The following is a 15,074-nucleotide window of genomic DNA, read 5'->3' as shown; positions in this document are numbered from 1 at the left end:
TTAGATTAACTTTCTTCGGTGGAGCTACTGCCGTCAGTGGCGGAAGAACGGCGACGACGGCGACGGCTGGCGGTGGAAGTAGTTACTTCCCCTTCATCAGCAATGTCAGTAAATCCTGATGGTTCGATGACTGGTTGGGGTAAAACAGGTTGTGGTTCAACTTCAACTGGTGGTGCAGCTAATTTAACGGCGCTAACTTCAGTTTTAGTTTTCTGGGGAGCAGGAATTGGCTCTAAAACTGGTTCGGGGGATGCAGTTGGCGCTTGTCCGGGTTGGACAATGTTGATAATCACAGATTTGGGATTTTTGACTTCCCGCTCTAATTTCACCAAAGGCGAAATACCCATTAAAGCGAAAACATCCTGCTCTTCTATGGTCATTTCTACAGTCCTAATTTCCGGTGGTTCTACCACTGGTTTGACTGGCTCGACTTTGGTAATTTTTGTCCGTTCTCCACGTTCGCCCCAACTTTGTTTGTTGAGGGTAGGTGCAGGTATCTCTGATGTTGTTGCTAGTTCGTTATCAGCATCAAGATCTAAGTCGGCTTCGCTACTATAAGTGAGTGGACTGTTAATTACTCTGGGTTCATCTTTGCCATTGGGAGTACCGATACCAATGCGACTGCGACGAGTACGGGTGCGGCGCTTATCGCGATCGCTCATTTCTTGATAGCTGGGATGATTCATCAGATTCAGGGCACTTAAGTCTGAGTCTGTATCAAATGGTTCGCCAAAGCCATCGTATGTTTCCCTGGGTTCGGGAATCCGGGCTACTGGTAGCCGTGGTTCTCTGGTTTCGCGGATTTCTCTGGTTTCGCGGATTTCTCTGGGTTCTCTTGCTTCTCTTGGCTCTCTATGGGGTAAGACAAAGCGATCGGGAATTTCTGCTGGGGGTGTCGGCATTCTGCTTTCGCTTTCTCCAGGGAGACGCACTGTATGCCCTAAACCACCGCAGTGGGAACAAGTTTCACCAAATAGTTCGTAAATATTTTGACCTTGGCGTTTCCGGGTAAGTTCGACCAAACCTAACTCGGTGAGTTGGGCGATTTGCGGGCGCGCTTTATCTGCTTTCAGGGCTTTATTAAAGTGTTCCAGAACTTGCAATTGGTCGCGGCGCGATTCCATATCAATGAAATCGACTACAATTACCCCAGCAATATTACGTAGACGCATTTGGCGGGCAATTTCTGTGGCGGCTTCACAGTTTGTCCACAACACTGTTTCTCTAGCTGTAGCAGAACGTGTAAAGGAGCCGGAGTTAACATCTATAACTGTTAATGCCTCAGTAGGCTGAATGATGATGTATCCCCCAGAAGGTAAGTCTACTCTTGGTTTGAGGGCTTCTCTAATAGCAGCATTAATGCGGAAGTATTCTAAAATTGGCGAGCGATCGCGATGGTGATCGATTAACAATCCCTGCGGTGTTTGACCCCCGCTCCAGTTTTGCAAATACTGTTTGACTCGCTTCAAACCGGTACTGGAATCGACAACAATCCGATTCACATCTGCACCGTACATATCCCGCAGGACACGTTGAATAAAGTCATCATCTCGATTCAGTAAGGCTGGCGCGCGGGTAGATTGAGCTTCTTGTTGAATTGCTTCCCACTGTTTCTGCAATACTTCTAAATCTTCAATGATTGCTTCTTCTGGTTTACCTTCTGCTTCTGTGCGGACTAGTAAGCCCATTCCCGCAGGTTTAATTAAAATTGCTAGTGCGCGCAAACGGTTACGTTCGCTTTCACTTTTAATTCGCCGCGATAAGTTGACACCTCTACCATAGGGCATCAGCACTACATAACGCCCCGGTAAGGTAATGTTACCAGTGAGCCTGGGGCCTTTGGTTCCCGTTGGCTCTTTCATCACTTGCACCAGTACTTTTTGTTGTGGTGCTAATAATTCTGTAATGGCGGCGGCGGTACGCTTGAGCTTTAAAGGCCCCAAATCAGTAACATGAATAAAACCGTTACGTTCTGGATCGCCAATATTCACAAAGGCTGCATCAATACCTGGTAATACATTTTCGACTACACCCAGGTAGATATCACCAATTTGGTGATGACCTGTGGCTACCACCAGTTCTTGTATTTGATCTTCCGAAAAGACAGCCGCGATTTGATGCTGTTCCGCGATAATAATTTGCTTTGGCATTCAATTTCCTCAAAAATTTGCAGCACTAACTGGTAAAGGAGGTTTATTATGCCTCTCGCCCCTGCAATCCTTAAAAGGTGCTGCTGGTAATAAAATTTGTGAATCTAAGCTCTGAGTTAAAGAGCTAGGGAAGGTGTGATGGCGTTTCCACGCGCTATTATTCCAAAAAGGCTGCATATGTTTAAGCAATTGAATCAACCATCTATGGTTGATTTTTGATGCTATACCTTTAACGTTGAAGTATTAGGTATTCAGCAGTTGTTTTAAAAGCATGGAGGAAGAGTTGCCGACGAGCCTGTTATTAATGACTAATTCACTAAGTAGCTATAGAGAGAGTGTTCTTTAACCTGCCTCAGTTTTTCCGGGATACTATCCTAGAAGTTGCACTCTAATATTTTTGCTTTTGACCCTGAATCGGGTAGTGAATCAGCTGATTCAATGCAGCGCCAGAAAATTTCTCTTCATCCCATTCTAACGCAACCTTGCCAAAAATCAATTCCCACGATGTACCAAGTTAGGGCAACTACTAGCCAGTTACCCTTGACGGATTATATACCTAAAACTAGCCGATTGCGCTGGATGTGCAACAGAACAAATTCTGAGCCTGTTACTATTTCTAACATAAATAGAATTTGTTCGGGACGCAACGACACGCCATCAGGACGACAGCTGCCTAAATAACGTAGTTTGGCTGTAGACTCGGTGGGGCTGTTGTCGCTAGCAATCAATTCCAGTGCAAATAAGCGATCGCGCAGATTTACTACCTGTGTTTTCCCAGATTTGCTGGTTTGCTCGTAAGTAATTTCGGTTTGAGCTTGAATTTGCTCAATCCAGTTTTGCCATTGACTAGGCGTAACTTCTGTCATTGTAGACACAGTAATGAAATATTCTGCGGCGACAATTGCTTGACTAGCTGAAGGAGCTTTTAAATCCACTTGTTGGACATCGTATATAGGGATGTCTTTGGGTAATTCTTGAGTTAAATGTTCGCGGAAAGTTTCCACTGCCATTAACTGCGTTAATTCAAAATCTACTATTTCACCATTGCTTGTTACTCCCAAAGCTAAGGCATTAGCTACGGAAATACGCGGAGAGGGATGAAACCCGCCAGTAAAGGCTATGGGTAAACCAGCGCGGCGCACCACGCGATCGAACAGGCGGAGTAAATCTAAGTGGCTGACTAAAGCCATGTCGCCTTGCTTGCCAAACCAGACGCGCAAGCGTTGGACTTTAGTAGTATTAGGCACAAACTCACCAGCAAATTCCGGGATGGGCGGTGGCTCGATGACGATATTGTGACCAAAATCGGTGCCACAGACACCGCAATGAGAACAGCCATCAAAAGAACAGTCTGGAACAATTGCGGCTTCTAGGGCGCGTTGTAAATCTTCTTTCAGCCACTTTTTATCAATTCCGGTATCAATGTGATCCCAAGGTAAGGGTACATCAAGGGCGGTTGTCTGGGAAGGGGAAACGGTGGAAGTTGCTGACAGGGAATTTTCCTTGTCGTTGTCTTTTAGCGTTGCCGCCTTCTCTAATTGATTGTCTTGTTGATGAAACAGGTTCCATTCACCCTGTTCTACTTGACGGTATTTCCAGTCTAGACCTGCTTCGGCGATCGCTTCCCCCCAAGCGGCAAAAGCTTTATCTACACTGTCATACCAAGAATCCATTCCTGCTCCTAACTCCCACGCGCGGCGGAGGACTTTGCCTAAAGAGCGATCGCCTCTGCCTATAAAGTCTTCCATTGCAGAAATCCGGATATCAGTAAAGTTTAGCTTGACTCCTCTAATCCGGCGAAATTCTTGCCGCAATAGCTGCTGTTTGCGGGCAAATTCTGCTGTCGCCACTGAGTGCCATTGGAAGGGGGTATGGGGTTTGGGTGTAAAGTTAGAAATCGTAATATTAAAGTTGAGCGGTCTTCTACCTTGTCCTCGACATTCACGCTGTAACCAGCTGACGGTTTCGGCAATACCGACGACATCGGCATCGGTTTCACCCGGTAAACCAATCATAAAGTACAACTTGATTTTATCCCAGCCATTTTCCCAAGCTGTTTTTACCCCTCTGAGCAATTCTTCATTGGTCAGTCCTTTATTGACAATATCTCGCATTCTCTGGGTTCCCGCTTCTGGGGCAAAGGTTAGCCCGCCTTGTCTGGTACCGCCCAGGATATTGGCAATATTTTCGTCAAATCTATCTACCCTTTGGCTAGGGAGAGAGAGGGTAATATTTTCATTTTTTAACCGATTTTTAATTTCCATCCCCACGGCTGGGAGGGCTAAATAATCAGAACAGCTCAGGGAGAGCAAGGAAAATTCATTGTAACCTGTCGCCCGCATTCCCGCTTCAATGGCTTCGACGACTTTTTCGGGGGCGACATCTCTGGCGGGACGGGTGAGCATTCCTGGTTGACAAAAGCGACAACCACGAGTGCAACCCCGGCGAATTTCAATGGTTAGGCGATCGTGTACTGTCTCGACGTAGGGGACTAGCCCAATGGAATAAGCCGGGATGGGGGTAGCCACCCGGCGCAAAATGCGTTTGGGAACATTTGGCTCTATCGGATGTACCGAACCATCCTCTGCCATTTGATAAAACTGGGGTACATATACACCTGGGATTTGAGCTAAGTCCAGCAACAATTCTTTCCGGCTCAACCCGACTTGTTTACCTTCTTCTAAAACTAAGCCAATTTCTGGTAATAGTTCTTCTCCATCGCCAAGGGCGATAAAGTCAAAGAAGTCGGTGTAAGGTTCGGGATTGGATGTTGCTGTCTGCCCACCGGCAAAAATTAGGGGGTAATTGCCCTCTGTTCGTTCTTGCCAGGTTAGGGGTATGCCTGCCAAATCCAACATTTCTAAAATGTTGGTGGCTCCCAGCTCGTAACTGAGACTAAAGCCCAAAATATCAAATTCATTCAGCGATCGCTTCGATTCGACAGCAAATAACGGTGTATTTGTTTGTCGGAGTTTCGCTGATAAATCCGGGCCGGGTAGGTAAGCGCGATCGCATAACTGTCGCGGCTGGGCATTTAAGATGTTATAGAGAATGATATGTCCTAAGTTGGACGAGCCGACTTCATATACTTCTGGATAGGTAAGCACCCAGCGTATTGTTGCCGTTTCCCAAGGTTTGTGTATTGCTAAACGCTCATTACCTAAGTAACGCGCTGGCTTAAAAATATCCGGTGTGATTAATTTTTCAACTGCAACAGCCACTGTGCTATCTTCTAGCTACCTTAATTACAGCTACTCACCTCTAAACATAGCATTGATTAGGTCATTTCACAGAAACATCCGCTGCAACTTACAATTCTGTTACATACAGAGAAAATTAAAGTTTGAAGAGCAAACCGCCAGCTTGTTGAAGCCTTTATGAGGGAGATCTGGTAAATTACGGATTCAAGACCGAAACTACTGCCTTGTTTCTCATATTTTGCCATCTCCCTCAGCGATATTGCTGTTTATCCAGATTTAATTTAAAAAATTTCAAATACTTGGTCTAATTGTGTCAATTCAAAAATAATTCTTATTGACGCAGAAACAGAGGTCAGACGCAAACTTCGGCCTAAAGTTCCCGCTAGCCTCAAAGCCGATACTAAAGCCATCAAACCTGCGCTGTCTAACGATTCTACCTTTGCTAAGTCCACTACCAAAGTGGAGGTATCGTCCTTTGCCAAAGCGGTAGTCATCTCCCGCTCAAATTCCAACGCATTGGTAGCATTGAGACAACCTTGGGGACGAATAACTGTAATTTGTGGACACGTAAGTACCGCTTGCATAATCAAATCCTAATTAAAGTTATTGAACAGTAAACTCTAGCTGAGATGTATTAGAACATAAACTTTTTTCCATTACATCGGCCAATTGTCTGATGTTCCTTTGCTGAATCTTTATTCACTTACGTAGTCTTTTAAAGATTGTCCTAAATACATGGGAAATTGTATGTATATATACTTTTTTTTATTCAAAGTTAAAAAACAATCAACATAGCCAACTATAACAGCAGATTAACATAAGTAACTATGCTGAGAAAGTTACTTTGTCTGCTGTTGAAGTTGATTTATAATCGGGTTAGCCTTTCCGTGAAAATCCGGTAATTTTCTGCTGAACATCGGTAAATACTGAGTTTAATTGTGAAGTCCCTTGGTATATCATTGTGATCTAGATCACAACGTATTATGGTTTCAGATCACTTTTTATACCAAACTTTATCTTGGATAATTAAGATCAAATAAAATTTGGCTTACACTTTATGGGAACTAAACATGTTATTCGGCAATTAGTAGAAAAGGCTCTGGATATTAAAAAGTTAACCCCAGAAATTGAAAATGAAATCAACTCAGAATTAACACAAATGGGTTATATATCTGATGTTGATTATGAAGCTCTGGAATTATTAATGGCAGAGATGGATGCCGGAAGAATTAAATTAGTTCCGAGCTGGGGATAACAATCAATTATTGTGCGAATTGGCATTTTTTTTCTCTACCTAGAGCTATATAACTTCAGCATTCTCAACATTCATTTCGGAAAACTCTTGCACCAATAACTCCACTGCTCTCATCTAGGGCAATTTTGGGTGAGTTAAATATTTAGATCCCTCCTCTGGCGTAAACTGTGCTAATGAGCATTAACATTTGCACTATTAATAATTCGCCATGCACTTCGCTAAACGCCTAGAAAAAATTCCTCCCTATCTGTTCGCTGAGATTAATCGCAAAGGAAATGAACTCGTAGCTCAGGGAGTTGATATCATCAATTTAGCGGTGGGCGATCCAGATAGACCGACTCCAGCCCATATACTCCAAGTAATGCATGAGGCGATAGATAATCCCTCCACCCACAACTATCCCCCCTATCAAGGTACTCAAGCATTCCGGGAAGCAGCAGCTAAGTGGATGGAACGACGGTTTGGAGTAGCTGGGTTAAATCCCAATACAGAAGTTGTGTCTTCTATTGGTTCTAAAGAAGCAATTCATAATACCTTCCTCGCCTTTGTAGAAGCAGGAGATTACACGCTCATACCCGATCCTGGTTATCCTGTTTACCGAACTGCAACATTATTTGCGGGTGGCGAACCCTATACTATGCCCTTAAAGGCAGAGAATCAATTTTTACCCGATTTGACGGCGATTCCCGAAGAAGTAGCCCGCCAAGCAAAACTGTTGTGGATTAACTATCCAAATAATCCCACAGGAGCATTAGCAACAATAGAGTTTTTTGAGGAATTGGTAGCTTTTTGTAAGCAATACGGTATTTTGCTATGCCATGACAATGCTTACTCAGAAATGGCATACGATGGCTATAAACCGCCGAGTATTCTCCAAATCCCCGGTGCTAAGGATGTAGCCATTGAATTTCACAGTTTATCTAAGTCTTACAATATGACCGGCTGGCGGATTGGTTTTGTCGTCGGTAATGCTATGGGGATTAAAGGCTTAACACAGGTGAAAAGTAACGTTGATTCTGGGGTATTTAAAGCCATTCAAGTGAGTGCGATCGCTGCTTATTCTACCGATGAATCAGAACTGCAATCTGTCATTTCTGTATACCAAAATCGCCGAGATATTATCGTTAAAGGGCTACAATCTTTAGGCTGGCCGATTCAAGCGCCAAAAGCGACTCTTTACGTCTGGGTTCCAGTACCCTCAGGATATACCTCCACAGAATTTGTCAACCTTCTCCTTGACAAATGCGGCATTCTTGTGCCTCCAGGCAACGGTTACGGTGCCGCCGGAGAAGGCTTTTTCCGCATCGCCCTCACCATATCTGACGAGCGAATGCACGAAGCAATTCAACGCCTCAAGGATGCGGGGATTAGGTATGAATGATGGGCATTGGGCATTGGGCATTGGGCATTGAAACAATTTTGGATTTTGGATTTGCGATTTTGGATTGTATTTGAATCTAAAATCCAAAATCTAAAATCTAAAATTCCTAGTCCCTAGCCCCTAGCTCCTGCTGATATTCCTGCCAAACTAAGTGCATAAACTGATGGAGTTTCTGTTTAGCGCCTGAGTCGGGTTCAGTTTTCGGTTCTTTGGCTAATACTTGACTTAATATCGCAATAACTTCGGTATCTAGGGCGGGTTGAAATAAATTTACAGGCCAGAGTAAATCCGAAGCATCTCGCAAATCGGTGAGATGGGGTGGTTCAAGCATGTAATCAACTAGCACTACAGGACGTACCCAGCACAATTGACGGGAAAGCACAACTTGAATGACTTCTGCATAAAGAATTATGTCGCGATGCTTTAAAGAGACAATTTGTCCTGGTTGAAAGTCTAGGCTCATGTCCATAATCTGCCGCTTGTAGCAGGCGGTAATCTTGTCAAGGAAAAACGGCTGCAACCATTAGGTTAGCACTATTACACCTACCTTGTTGGAAACGGGATTGTCATCATCGGCTTTTAAAAGCAAAAATTTTTCTGGGCAGGCATCTGAATATAAATGCTATAAAATAAGTGAATAACTGTGAAGCGATCGCTTGACAGTCATTTTGTTGTAGTAAAGCAAACCTGAAAGAGCAAAGAACCGTGTCAGTCGAAACCATTGAGAAGCGTTCCACATCCCGCAAGCTCGCGCCTCAGTATCGCGTTTTGCTCCATAACGACGACTACAACTCTATGGAGTACGTGGTGCAGGTACTAATGACTACAGTGCCGAGCCTCAGCCAGCCCCAAGCTGTGAGCATTATGATGGAAGCCCATCATAACGGGCTAGCTTTAGTGATTACTTGTGCGCAAGAACATGCTGAGTTCTACTGTGAAACTTTAAAAAGTCATGGTTTAAGTAGCACAATTGAACCTGATGAATAAAAATAATTCGTAATTGATAATTCGTAATTCGTAATCAAGTAGGTAGGCACAATTGCAAGATAATTTTTGTCTTTAATTAAAGTTACCAGCTTTTTACATTTTGTAATATGCTGTGGTAACATTGCCTACTTACTAAAAATCCGTGTGGGTTTCTATCCTCAAAGATTAAGTCTAGACTTATCTTTAATAATGAATTACGAATTACGAATTACGAATTACAAATTATTTATGGCTTTGCTTTTATGAAAATTCAATTTATTCATCATTTAGCTCAACGCCCTGCCCCTATAAGGCTGGGTTGTTTTATATTAGCCTTATTATTGCTATGGTTGCCATTTGCTGCACCAATATACTTACTAGTCAAGGATGCTAATTTAGTAAGTATATTAACAATGGTATTGCTCTATGTAGAGTTTATTTTCTTATTAAGAATATGGGGTAAATATGTTTATCAAGAACCGCATATACTACAGCATTATGGTTTGGAGTTTTCTCGCAATAACGGCGTAGACTTAGTATGGGGTTTGGCTATTGGTATTAGTAGCGTTTTAATATTATTTGGCTTACAAGGGGCTTTTGGCTGGTTAATTTGGCAACAATCCCAGGTATTTTTACTAAAAATTGTTTTAGAAGGTTGTATTGTTGGTATAGGCGTAGGTTTTGCTGAGGAATTATTATTTCGCGGTTGGTTGTTGAATGAATTAGAGCGAAATTACAAAACCAATATTTCTCTATGGACAGATGCGATTATATTTGCAGGATTGCATTTTATTAAGCCATTAGCAGCAATTATTCATACTCTGCCACAATTTCCTGCTTTAGTATTATTGGGGTTAACCCAAGTGTGGGGGAAACGTTGGCGTAGAGGAAGGCTGGGCTTACCAATCGGATTGCATGGGGGTTTGGTTGGGGGATATTACATTATTAATGTCGGTCAATTAATTAAATATTCTGGTCAAGTTCCTGATTGGGTAACTGGGGTGAATAATAATCCTTTGCAAGGTGTAATGGGAGTATTGTTTATGAGTATCTTGGCAGCGTGGATGTGGAAGAAGAAAAATTAATAATTTTTAATATTAGACAACATAGACAGCTATGATTTTTTGAGTAAAGATTAATCAGGAAAATACATAATGATAGAGCCATTAATTTTACAAAAACTAGAAGAACTCCCTGAATCTCTTCAGACAGAAGTGCTTCATTATATTGAGTTTTTGTTAGAGAAGCACGCTAAACAGTCTACCCAAGAACAACTGACAAAGAAATTTCGTGTTGCGGGAACAATGAAAGATATGTTTGTTTTACCGCTACCTGATGACTTTGATGAGCCACTTGAGGATATGAAAGAATATAAGGATAAATGTAGGTTGGGGAGCCAGTGCGTTGCGGGGGTTCCCCCGTTGTAGCAACTGGCGTTTGAACGGAGTGAAACCCAACAAAGCGCCGAAAATGTTGGGTTTCGTCCCTCAACCCAACCTACGCTAAATCAGTTGTCTGACGCTAACTGAACCATACTGCTATAGCTGTAGCCAGATAGATTAGGACATCAACCTAAGATAAAACCCTGACAATAAAAGGCTTTTAAGTCTGTCAACTGTCAACTGTCAACAGCTATACATCATCGAGATCCATTTGATCGGATTTTGGTAGCGCAAGTGATGAATCATCGCCTGGTTTTAGTGAGCCGCGATTCGGCTTTTGATGCCTATTCTATTACGCGCATCTGGTTATGAAAAAGCCAAAAAATTCCTGTTTTTCATTAAAATAGTTGATTAGATTTCAATTGTAGAGTTTTCAGGTAAACGTAGTGTATTTACCTGAAAATATTTGTAGTTAAGTTAAATTTTCTCCACAACTGTGCCGACTACGCAAGCTTTATCTAAATTTACGCCATTTAAATTTGCTCCTTCTAATTCAGCACATAATAAATTTGCGCCTGTAAAATTAGCCCCGGCGAGGTTGGCACCGCGTAAATCGGCTTCTTCGAGATTGGCTTGACTTAATAACGCCCCTTGCAAATCAGCGCGGCTTAAATCTGCACCTTTGAGATTAGCACCCGTTAGGTTAGCACCGCGTAAATCAGCGCCACGTAAATCAACGCCTTGCAAATTGACGTTCATTAAATTAGCACCACTCAAGAAAGCACCAGCCAAGGATACATCAGCAAGTGTTGCACCCATGAAGTTAGCGCCGCGTAAATTGCTACCACGCAAGTCAGCACCAGTTAAATCTGCTTGCATCAGGTTTGCGCCCATAAGATTTGCCCGCAAGTCGGTGGCTTGGAGGTTTGCGCCCATCAAATTTGCGCCTTCTAAATGCCCGCCTTCGAGTTTGGAACCTGTGAAATTTGTACCAACAAGGGTAGCGCCTGCAAGATTAATCCGGCTTAAATCTAGTTGACAGAGTTCTTCGTCTTCTAAATTTGCCCCTGAAAGTTGTTTGAGGTTTCCTAATTTAATCGCTTCAATATTCATTGCGGGTAACTACCAATTTCCTGACTAGTCTTGCTTTGGCTATCCCATCGGGAATCTATAAGCCACATACCGGCACTGACTTTGGTTTCTATTAGGGTTAAGTCGAGTCCTTGTTGCAAACCCATGACTAACAAAGTTAGGGTATCTATTAGTTTAGGGTCAAAGCGGTTTGCTTGTTGTTTGCACTCATCTAAAGCTTGAGTAAAAATTTCTTCGCGGCTGATTTGGGCTAATTTTTTCTGATTAACTCGCCATTGAAAGTCTGCGACTAAGGATAAAATTCGCGATTCTAGGGGAATTTCATCTCCGGCTAAACCTGCTGGTTCGCCTGTACCATCCCACCATTCGGTTTGATGGGTAATAATTTGGGCAATTGCGCGTAATCTGGGCATGGTGCGCAATACTTGTGCGCCAGGTACTAGGGGACAGCTTGGAGGATTGGCGGATTCTTCTGGGTAACGTCTAGAACTACCAGCTACGAGAACGCTTTCGGCTTTTTGTAAAGGATCTATGCGGTGTAGTAGGGCGGCTAGGCGCAATCTTTTAATTTGCCATGCGGGAAGATTTAACAGTTGCCCCATTGTTTCTGAGAGGGCTACGACTTCCGCCGCCGCCATTGGGTTATTAATATCTGCTAAATCAATTAATTGCGCCATCCGCAAGAATGCTTGAATTTCGTTAGAAACCAAGTTGTTATCTAGGACTTTTTGACGCGGGGCTGTGGGAACGGGTAAATGTTCCTGCCCATCTTGCAGGTAATGTACCACCAGGGAGACAACAGTACTCAAATCTTCTGGGGTGACAAAGCTGGGCTGAATGGAATTTTTCTGGGCGGTGAGTTTGTCTGCGAGTTCGGGGTTGTATGGTTTAATATGAGCGATCGCTAATTCTGCTGTCTCTCTAACTAACTCTGGTTCAAATGTCCATAAACCGTAGAATTTGCGCTCTAAGTCCGATGCAGGTAACCCGCCACCACCATAATCAGCTTCTGATAATTCTTGACAAATTACCATTGCTGTGTATTTAGGTGAAAGAATAATTAAATGCCACTCTTGCGCTACGGCATCGCCTGGATCTAAGGCAACTAAGTCTACATTAGCTAATTGACTGGTAGGATGTTCGCCAAAGCCACCATCAGGGGCTGCCATAATTACTATCTGGCGGCTGTGTTGAGCGATGTCTGCGTATCTTTCTGCTTCTTGGAGATACCATTTACCTCGTTGGAAGGCAGTTATGACTAAAGGTTGACCATCATCTTTGAGGATATGGTCTTCTAGGGCATGACACAAGGCAACTAGGGTATTTTTGTAGTACACGCCAAACCGAATTGGTCGAGTACTACGGCGATGAATACTTTCTAATTGTTGGAGTATTGAGCCTTCTAACATGAGGTTTATTTAATTTCACCGCCAAGGCGGATAAAGTAAAGAATTGTAAATTTGTATCTATAACTCTTTTAAGTTTACTTTTTGAGGTACGAATTACGCTATATAGCAGAAATTATTGCTCAAGTTGCTGCTATGGAGCGAGAACAACTTTATCTGCCAAAAACAGCAGAAATTGGCTGGCTAATTATTTTACGCGATCGCTATTCTGACTCACTCTAGCTAGAAAATGGGCATGGGGCATTGGGCATTGGGCATGGGAAAGAGTGATTTTTTTGTGGGGTGGACATCTTGTCCGCCCAGGACGGGCGAGACGCCCATCCCACAAGAGTTTGACTAATGCACTACTTTATTCTAGACAGTCCACTAGTACAAAAAATCTGTTAATTAAGATTGTCTCAATCAAGAAAATCAACAGTATATCAAGCGTTGGCGGTAAAATTCTTTGCTCTTAACTCTGTGTTCTCTGTGTTCTCTGCGGTTCAAAAATGAAAAACTCCACCCACCAGGGGATGGAGTTTTTGGGCAAGGGGAATGGGGCAAAGAAATTACCAATGCCCAATGCCCTATGCCCCAAGCGGCGGGGCGGTTGTCCCTCTCCACCCACGGATCGGAGTTTCCCGCCGCTTTCATTAAACACCTACCAACTGTTTCTCGTTTTTCTCAATTGGTGCAGATAGTGCTTCCTCTAAATCAGCACAACCCAATTTCTCTTCTAAGATGTTCATGACTTCGCGCCCAAAGTCATTGGGGTTTTGTCGCCAAGCTTGTAAGCAGACTTCGCCAAAGAAGGAACCAAGGGGTTCTGGATTCCACAAAAGTTTTTTGGCTGTCCAAGGCATCAAGCTCATGGGATTATACCCTGGTTTGAGAATACCTTTTTTAAAGGCATATTCTTCTAAGTGGGTATGGGGTTGTAAGCCAATAAAGAAAATCGCCGGTTCAACTTTATCTGCGCCAAAAATCCGTTCGAGTTCGCGGTGATAAGCGATGGTTTGGCGGATGGTTTCGGGACGTTCGTCAATGACGTTAAAGGAGTAGTTGACGGAAACTAAGTCATTAAAACCAGCAGCTTTTAAATCGCGACAGTTTTGTAAGACAGTACGCAGGTTATAGCCCATGCGCATTTTCCGCACGAGTTCTTGAGAACCACTGGTAATCCCGATTTCAAAGTAATTCATCCCGGTTTTCGCCATCAAGTCGCACAACTGGGGTGTGAGGTTGTCGGCTCTGATGTATGCTGCCCAATGGATGTCTGTCATCCCAGAATCGACGATTTTCTGTAAAAGTTCTACTGCATCATCGATAAATCTCTTAGCAGGGATGAATTGAGCATCAGTAAACCAGAAATTGCGAATTCCGCGATCGTACAATTGGCGCATCTCGGCTACAACTTCATCTGCGGGATTAATCCGTACCTGTTTACCTTCGACTACGGTGTATACACAATAACAGCAGTTATGGGGACAGCCGCGCTTGGTTTGCACGCCGATATAAAAGTCTTGGCTTTGGAGATAATAGTTAAATTCCGGCCAGATGCTTTCGATATAGTCGTAGTTACAGGCAGATTTTTCCAGTGGGGTGGGTTGTTCGTGAATTAGCCGTTGTCGGGGTTGATTTTCACCCACGACATAACAGCGTTCATCCCGAAACTCTTTTCCACTTAAAAATTTTTCTAACAGAGTTTCCCCTTCACCGACAGAGATAATTGTCCCTGACGGTAAACTTTTACCCAACTGTTCGTAGAAGACGCTAACTGCACCACCACCAACAATTGCTCGCGCCGATTGCTGATATTTTTGAGCGCGTTTTAAACCGCGTTTAATTAATCCCAAATTCCGCCATAATTCTACGTAGTAAGCAATAAAAATTCGCAATCCTCCCAAAGCGCCGCGTAATTTTACTAGGGGATTCTTCGCATAGTAAAATTCAAAAGCATTTTGTAGAGGGTTACCACCACGACCACCAACAGGAGCGTATATTTGGATATCTCGCCAAGAAAATACTAATAGTGTGGGTTGAAATTCATCTATACATCGCTCTAGAGCTGATGTGTAATCTAAAGGTGGTACAGATCCCAAATCAAAAATACGTTGTTCGATATTGGGAAACTGTTTGTGAACGTGATCGCTTAGGTAGACAACCCCAATGGGAAAGATGGGGTTACAGGGAAGGCGAACGTAAAGAATTCGATTTTCCATTGTGCTTGCGTCAACTGCCATCTTGCCGTTTGTGTGGAGAA

The 15,074-nt window shown here is 43.2% G+C and carries 13 protein-coding genes; 6 read left to right on the top strand and 7 right to left on the bottom strand.

The genetic code is table 11. The annotated features are described in order from the left end of the window. Nucleotides 1–5: 5 nt before the first annotated feature. The 3 genes from rne to H6G08_RS09500 all read right to left on the bottom strand — a co-directional run bounded on the left by rne (nucleotide 6) and on the right by H6G08_RS09500 (nucleotide 5,934). Nucleotides 6–2,150 (bottom strand): ribonuclease E, encoded by a 2,145-nt coding sequence (gene rne / locus H6G08_RS09510; protein WP_190540898.1) that lies wholly within the window; start codon nucleotides 2,148–2,150, stop codon nucleotides 6–8. 548 nt (nucleotides 2,151–2,698) lie between these two features. Next, nucleotides 2,699–5,371 (bottom strand): TIGR03960 family B12-binding radical SAM protein, encoded by a 2,673-nt coding sequence (locus H6G08_RS09505; protein WP_190540895.1) that lies wholly within the window; start codon nucleotides 5,369–5,371, stop codon nucleotides 2,699–2,701. Between the two features lie 260 nt (nucleotides 5,372–5,631). Next, on the bottom strand, nucleotides 5,632–5,934 hold the full coding sequence (locus H6G08_RS09500) for an STAS domain-containing protein (RefSeq protein ID WP_190540893.1): 303 nt from the start codon (nucleotides 5,932–5,934) through the stop codon (nucleotides 5,632–5,634). Between the two features lie 473 nt (nucleotides 5,935–6,407). Here H6G08_RS09500 and H6G08_RS09495 point away from each other — a divergent pair, with 473 nt between their 5' ends. Continuing rightward, entirely contained in the window at nucleotides 6,408–6,605 is a 198-nt protein-coding gene (locus H6G08_RS09495) for a hypothetical protein (protein WP_190540890.1), read from the top strand. 208 nt (nucleotides 6,606–6,813) lie between these two features. Beyond that, a complete protein-coding gene (locus H6G08_RS09490; protein ID WP_190540887.1) occupies nucleotides 6,814–7,986 on the top strand; it encodes a pyridoxal phosphate-dependent aminotransferase in 1,173 nt (390 codons plus the stop codon). Nucleotides 7,987–8,092: 106 nt separating this feature from the next. Here the strand turns inward: H6G08_RS09490 and H6G08_RS09485 are convergent, their stop codons facing one another. Next, on the bottom strand, nucleotides 8,093–8,455 hold the full coding sequence (locus tag H6G08_RS09485) for a hypothetical protein (RefSeq protein WP_190540884.1): 363 nt from the start codon (nucleotides 8,453–8,455) through the stop codon (nucleotides 8,093–8,095). 236 nt (nucleotides 8,456–8,691) lie between these two features. On the opposite strand from H6G08_RS09485, the gene clpS reads away from it, so the two are divergent. The 3 genes from clpS (at nucleotide 8,692) to vapB (ending at nucleotide 10,379) form a co-directional block, all read left to right on the top strand. Next, complete coding sequence (clpS, locus tag H6G08_RS09480) at nucleotides 8,692–8,973, top strand: ATP-dependent Clp protease adapter ClpS (RefSeq protein ID WP_190540881.1); 282 nt, start codon at nucleotides 8,692–8,694, stop codon at nucleotides 8,971–8,973. Nucleotides 8,974–9,215: 242 nt separating this feature from the next. Beyond that, a complete protein-coding gene (locus tag H6G08_RS09475; RefSeq protein WP_190540877.1) occupies nucleotides 9,216–10,037 on the top strand; it encodes a CPBP family intramembrane glutamic endopeptidase in 822 nt (273 codons plus the stop codon). A gap of 69 nt (nucleotides 10,038–10,106) precedes the next feature. After that, a complete protein-coding gene (gene vapB, locus H6G08_RS09470) occupies nucleotides 10,107–10,379 on the top strand; it encodes a type II toxin-antitoxin system VapB family antitoxin (protein WP_190540873.1) in 273 nt (90 codons plus the stop codon). 432 nt (nucleotides 10,380–10,811) lie between these two features. Here vapB and H6G08_RS09465 read toward each other — a convergent pair whose 3' ends face one another. Both H6G08_RS09465 and H6G08_RS09460 read right to left on the bottom strand, forming a co-directional pair. After that, entirely contained in the window at nucleotides 10,812–11,447 is a 636-nt protein-coding gene (locus H6G08_RS09465) for a pentapeptide repeat-containing protein (RefSeq protein ID WP_190540870.1), read from the bottom strand. Next, complete coding sequence (locus tag H6G08_RS09460) at nucleotides 11,444–12,835, bottom strand: DICT sensory domain-containing protein (protein ID WP_190540866.1); 1,392 nt, start codon at nucleotides 12,833–12,835, stop codon at nucleotides 11,444–11,446. The genes H6G08_RS09465 and H6G08_RS09460 overlap by 4 nt, the downstream gene beginning before the upstream one ends. Before the next feature lie 81 nt (nucleotides 12,836–12,916). Between H6G08_RS09460 and H6G08_RS09455 the strand changes: the two genes are divergently transcribed. Then, nucleotides 12,917–13,054, top strand: a complete 138-nt coding sequence (locus H6G08_RS09455) for a hypothetical protein (RefSeq protein WP_190540864.1) — start codon at nucleotides 12,917–12,919, stop codon at nucleotides 13,052–13,054. A gap of 410 nt (nucleotides 13,055–13,464) precedes the next feature. Here H6G08_RS09455 and H6G08_RS09450 read toward each other — a convergent pair whose 3' ends face one another. Then, nucleotides 13,465–15,054, bottom strand: a complete 1,590-nt coding sequence (locus H6G08_RS09450) for a photosystem II high light acclimation radical SAM protein (protein WP_190540861.1) — start codon at nucleotides 15,052–15,054, stop codon at nucleotides 13,465–13,467. Between the last annotated feature and the right edge of the window lie 20 nt (nucleotides 15,055–15,074).

The sequence above is a fragment of the Calothrix anomala FACHB-343 genome, assembly GCF_014696435.1.
Lineage (GTDB): Bacteria > Cyanobacteriota > Cyanobacteriia > Cyanobacteriales > Nostocaceae > Aulosira > Aulosira anomala_A.
This window is presented reverse-complemented; position numbering and strand designations above follow the sequence as displayed.

Bases quoted from the DNA above. Each gene is read 5' to 3' on its own strand.
- rne (WP_190540898.1), bottom strand. From the start codon at position 2,150: ATGCCAAAGCAAATTATTATCGCGGAACAGCATCAAATCGCGGCTGTC.
- H6G08_RS09500 (WP_190540893.1), bottom strand. From the start codon at position 5,934: ATGCAAGCGGTACTTACGTGTCCACAAATTACAGTTATTCGTCCCCAA.
- H6G08_RS09495 (WP_190540890.1), top strand. From the start codon at position 6,408: ATGGGAACTAAACATGTTATTCGGCAATTAGTAGAAAAGGCTCTGGAT.
- H6G08_RS09490 (WP_190540887.1), top strand. From the start codon at position 6,814: ATGCACTTCGCTAAACGCCTAGAAAAAATTCCTCCCTATCTGTTCGCT.
- H6G08_RS09485 (WP_190540884.1), bottom strand. From the start codon at position 8,455: ATGGACATGAGCCTAGACTTTCAACCAGGACAAATTGTCTCTTTAAAG.
- H6G08_RS09475 (WP_190540877.1), top strand. From the start codon at position 9,216: ATGAAAATTCAATTTATTCATCATTTAGCTCAACGCCCTGCCCCTATA.
- vapB (WP_190540873.1), top strand. From the start codon at position 10,107: ATGATAGAGCCATTAATTTTACAAAAACTAGAAGAACTCCCTGAATCT.
- H6G08_RS09465 (WP_190540870.1), bottom strand. From the start codon at position 11,447: ATGAATATTGAAGCGATTAAATTAGGAAACCTCAAACAACTTTCAGGG.
- H6G08_RS09460 (WP_190540866.1), bottom strand. From the start codon at position 12,835: ATGTTAGAAGGCTCAATACTCCAACAATTAGAAAGTATTCATCGCCGT.
- H6G08_RS09450 (WP_190540861.1), bottom strand. From the start codon at position 15,054: ATGGCAGTTGACGCAAGCACAATGGAAAATCGAATTCTTTACGTTCGC.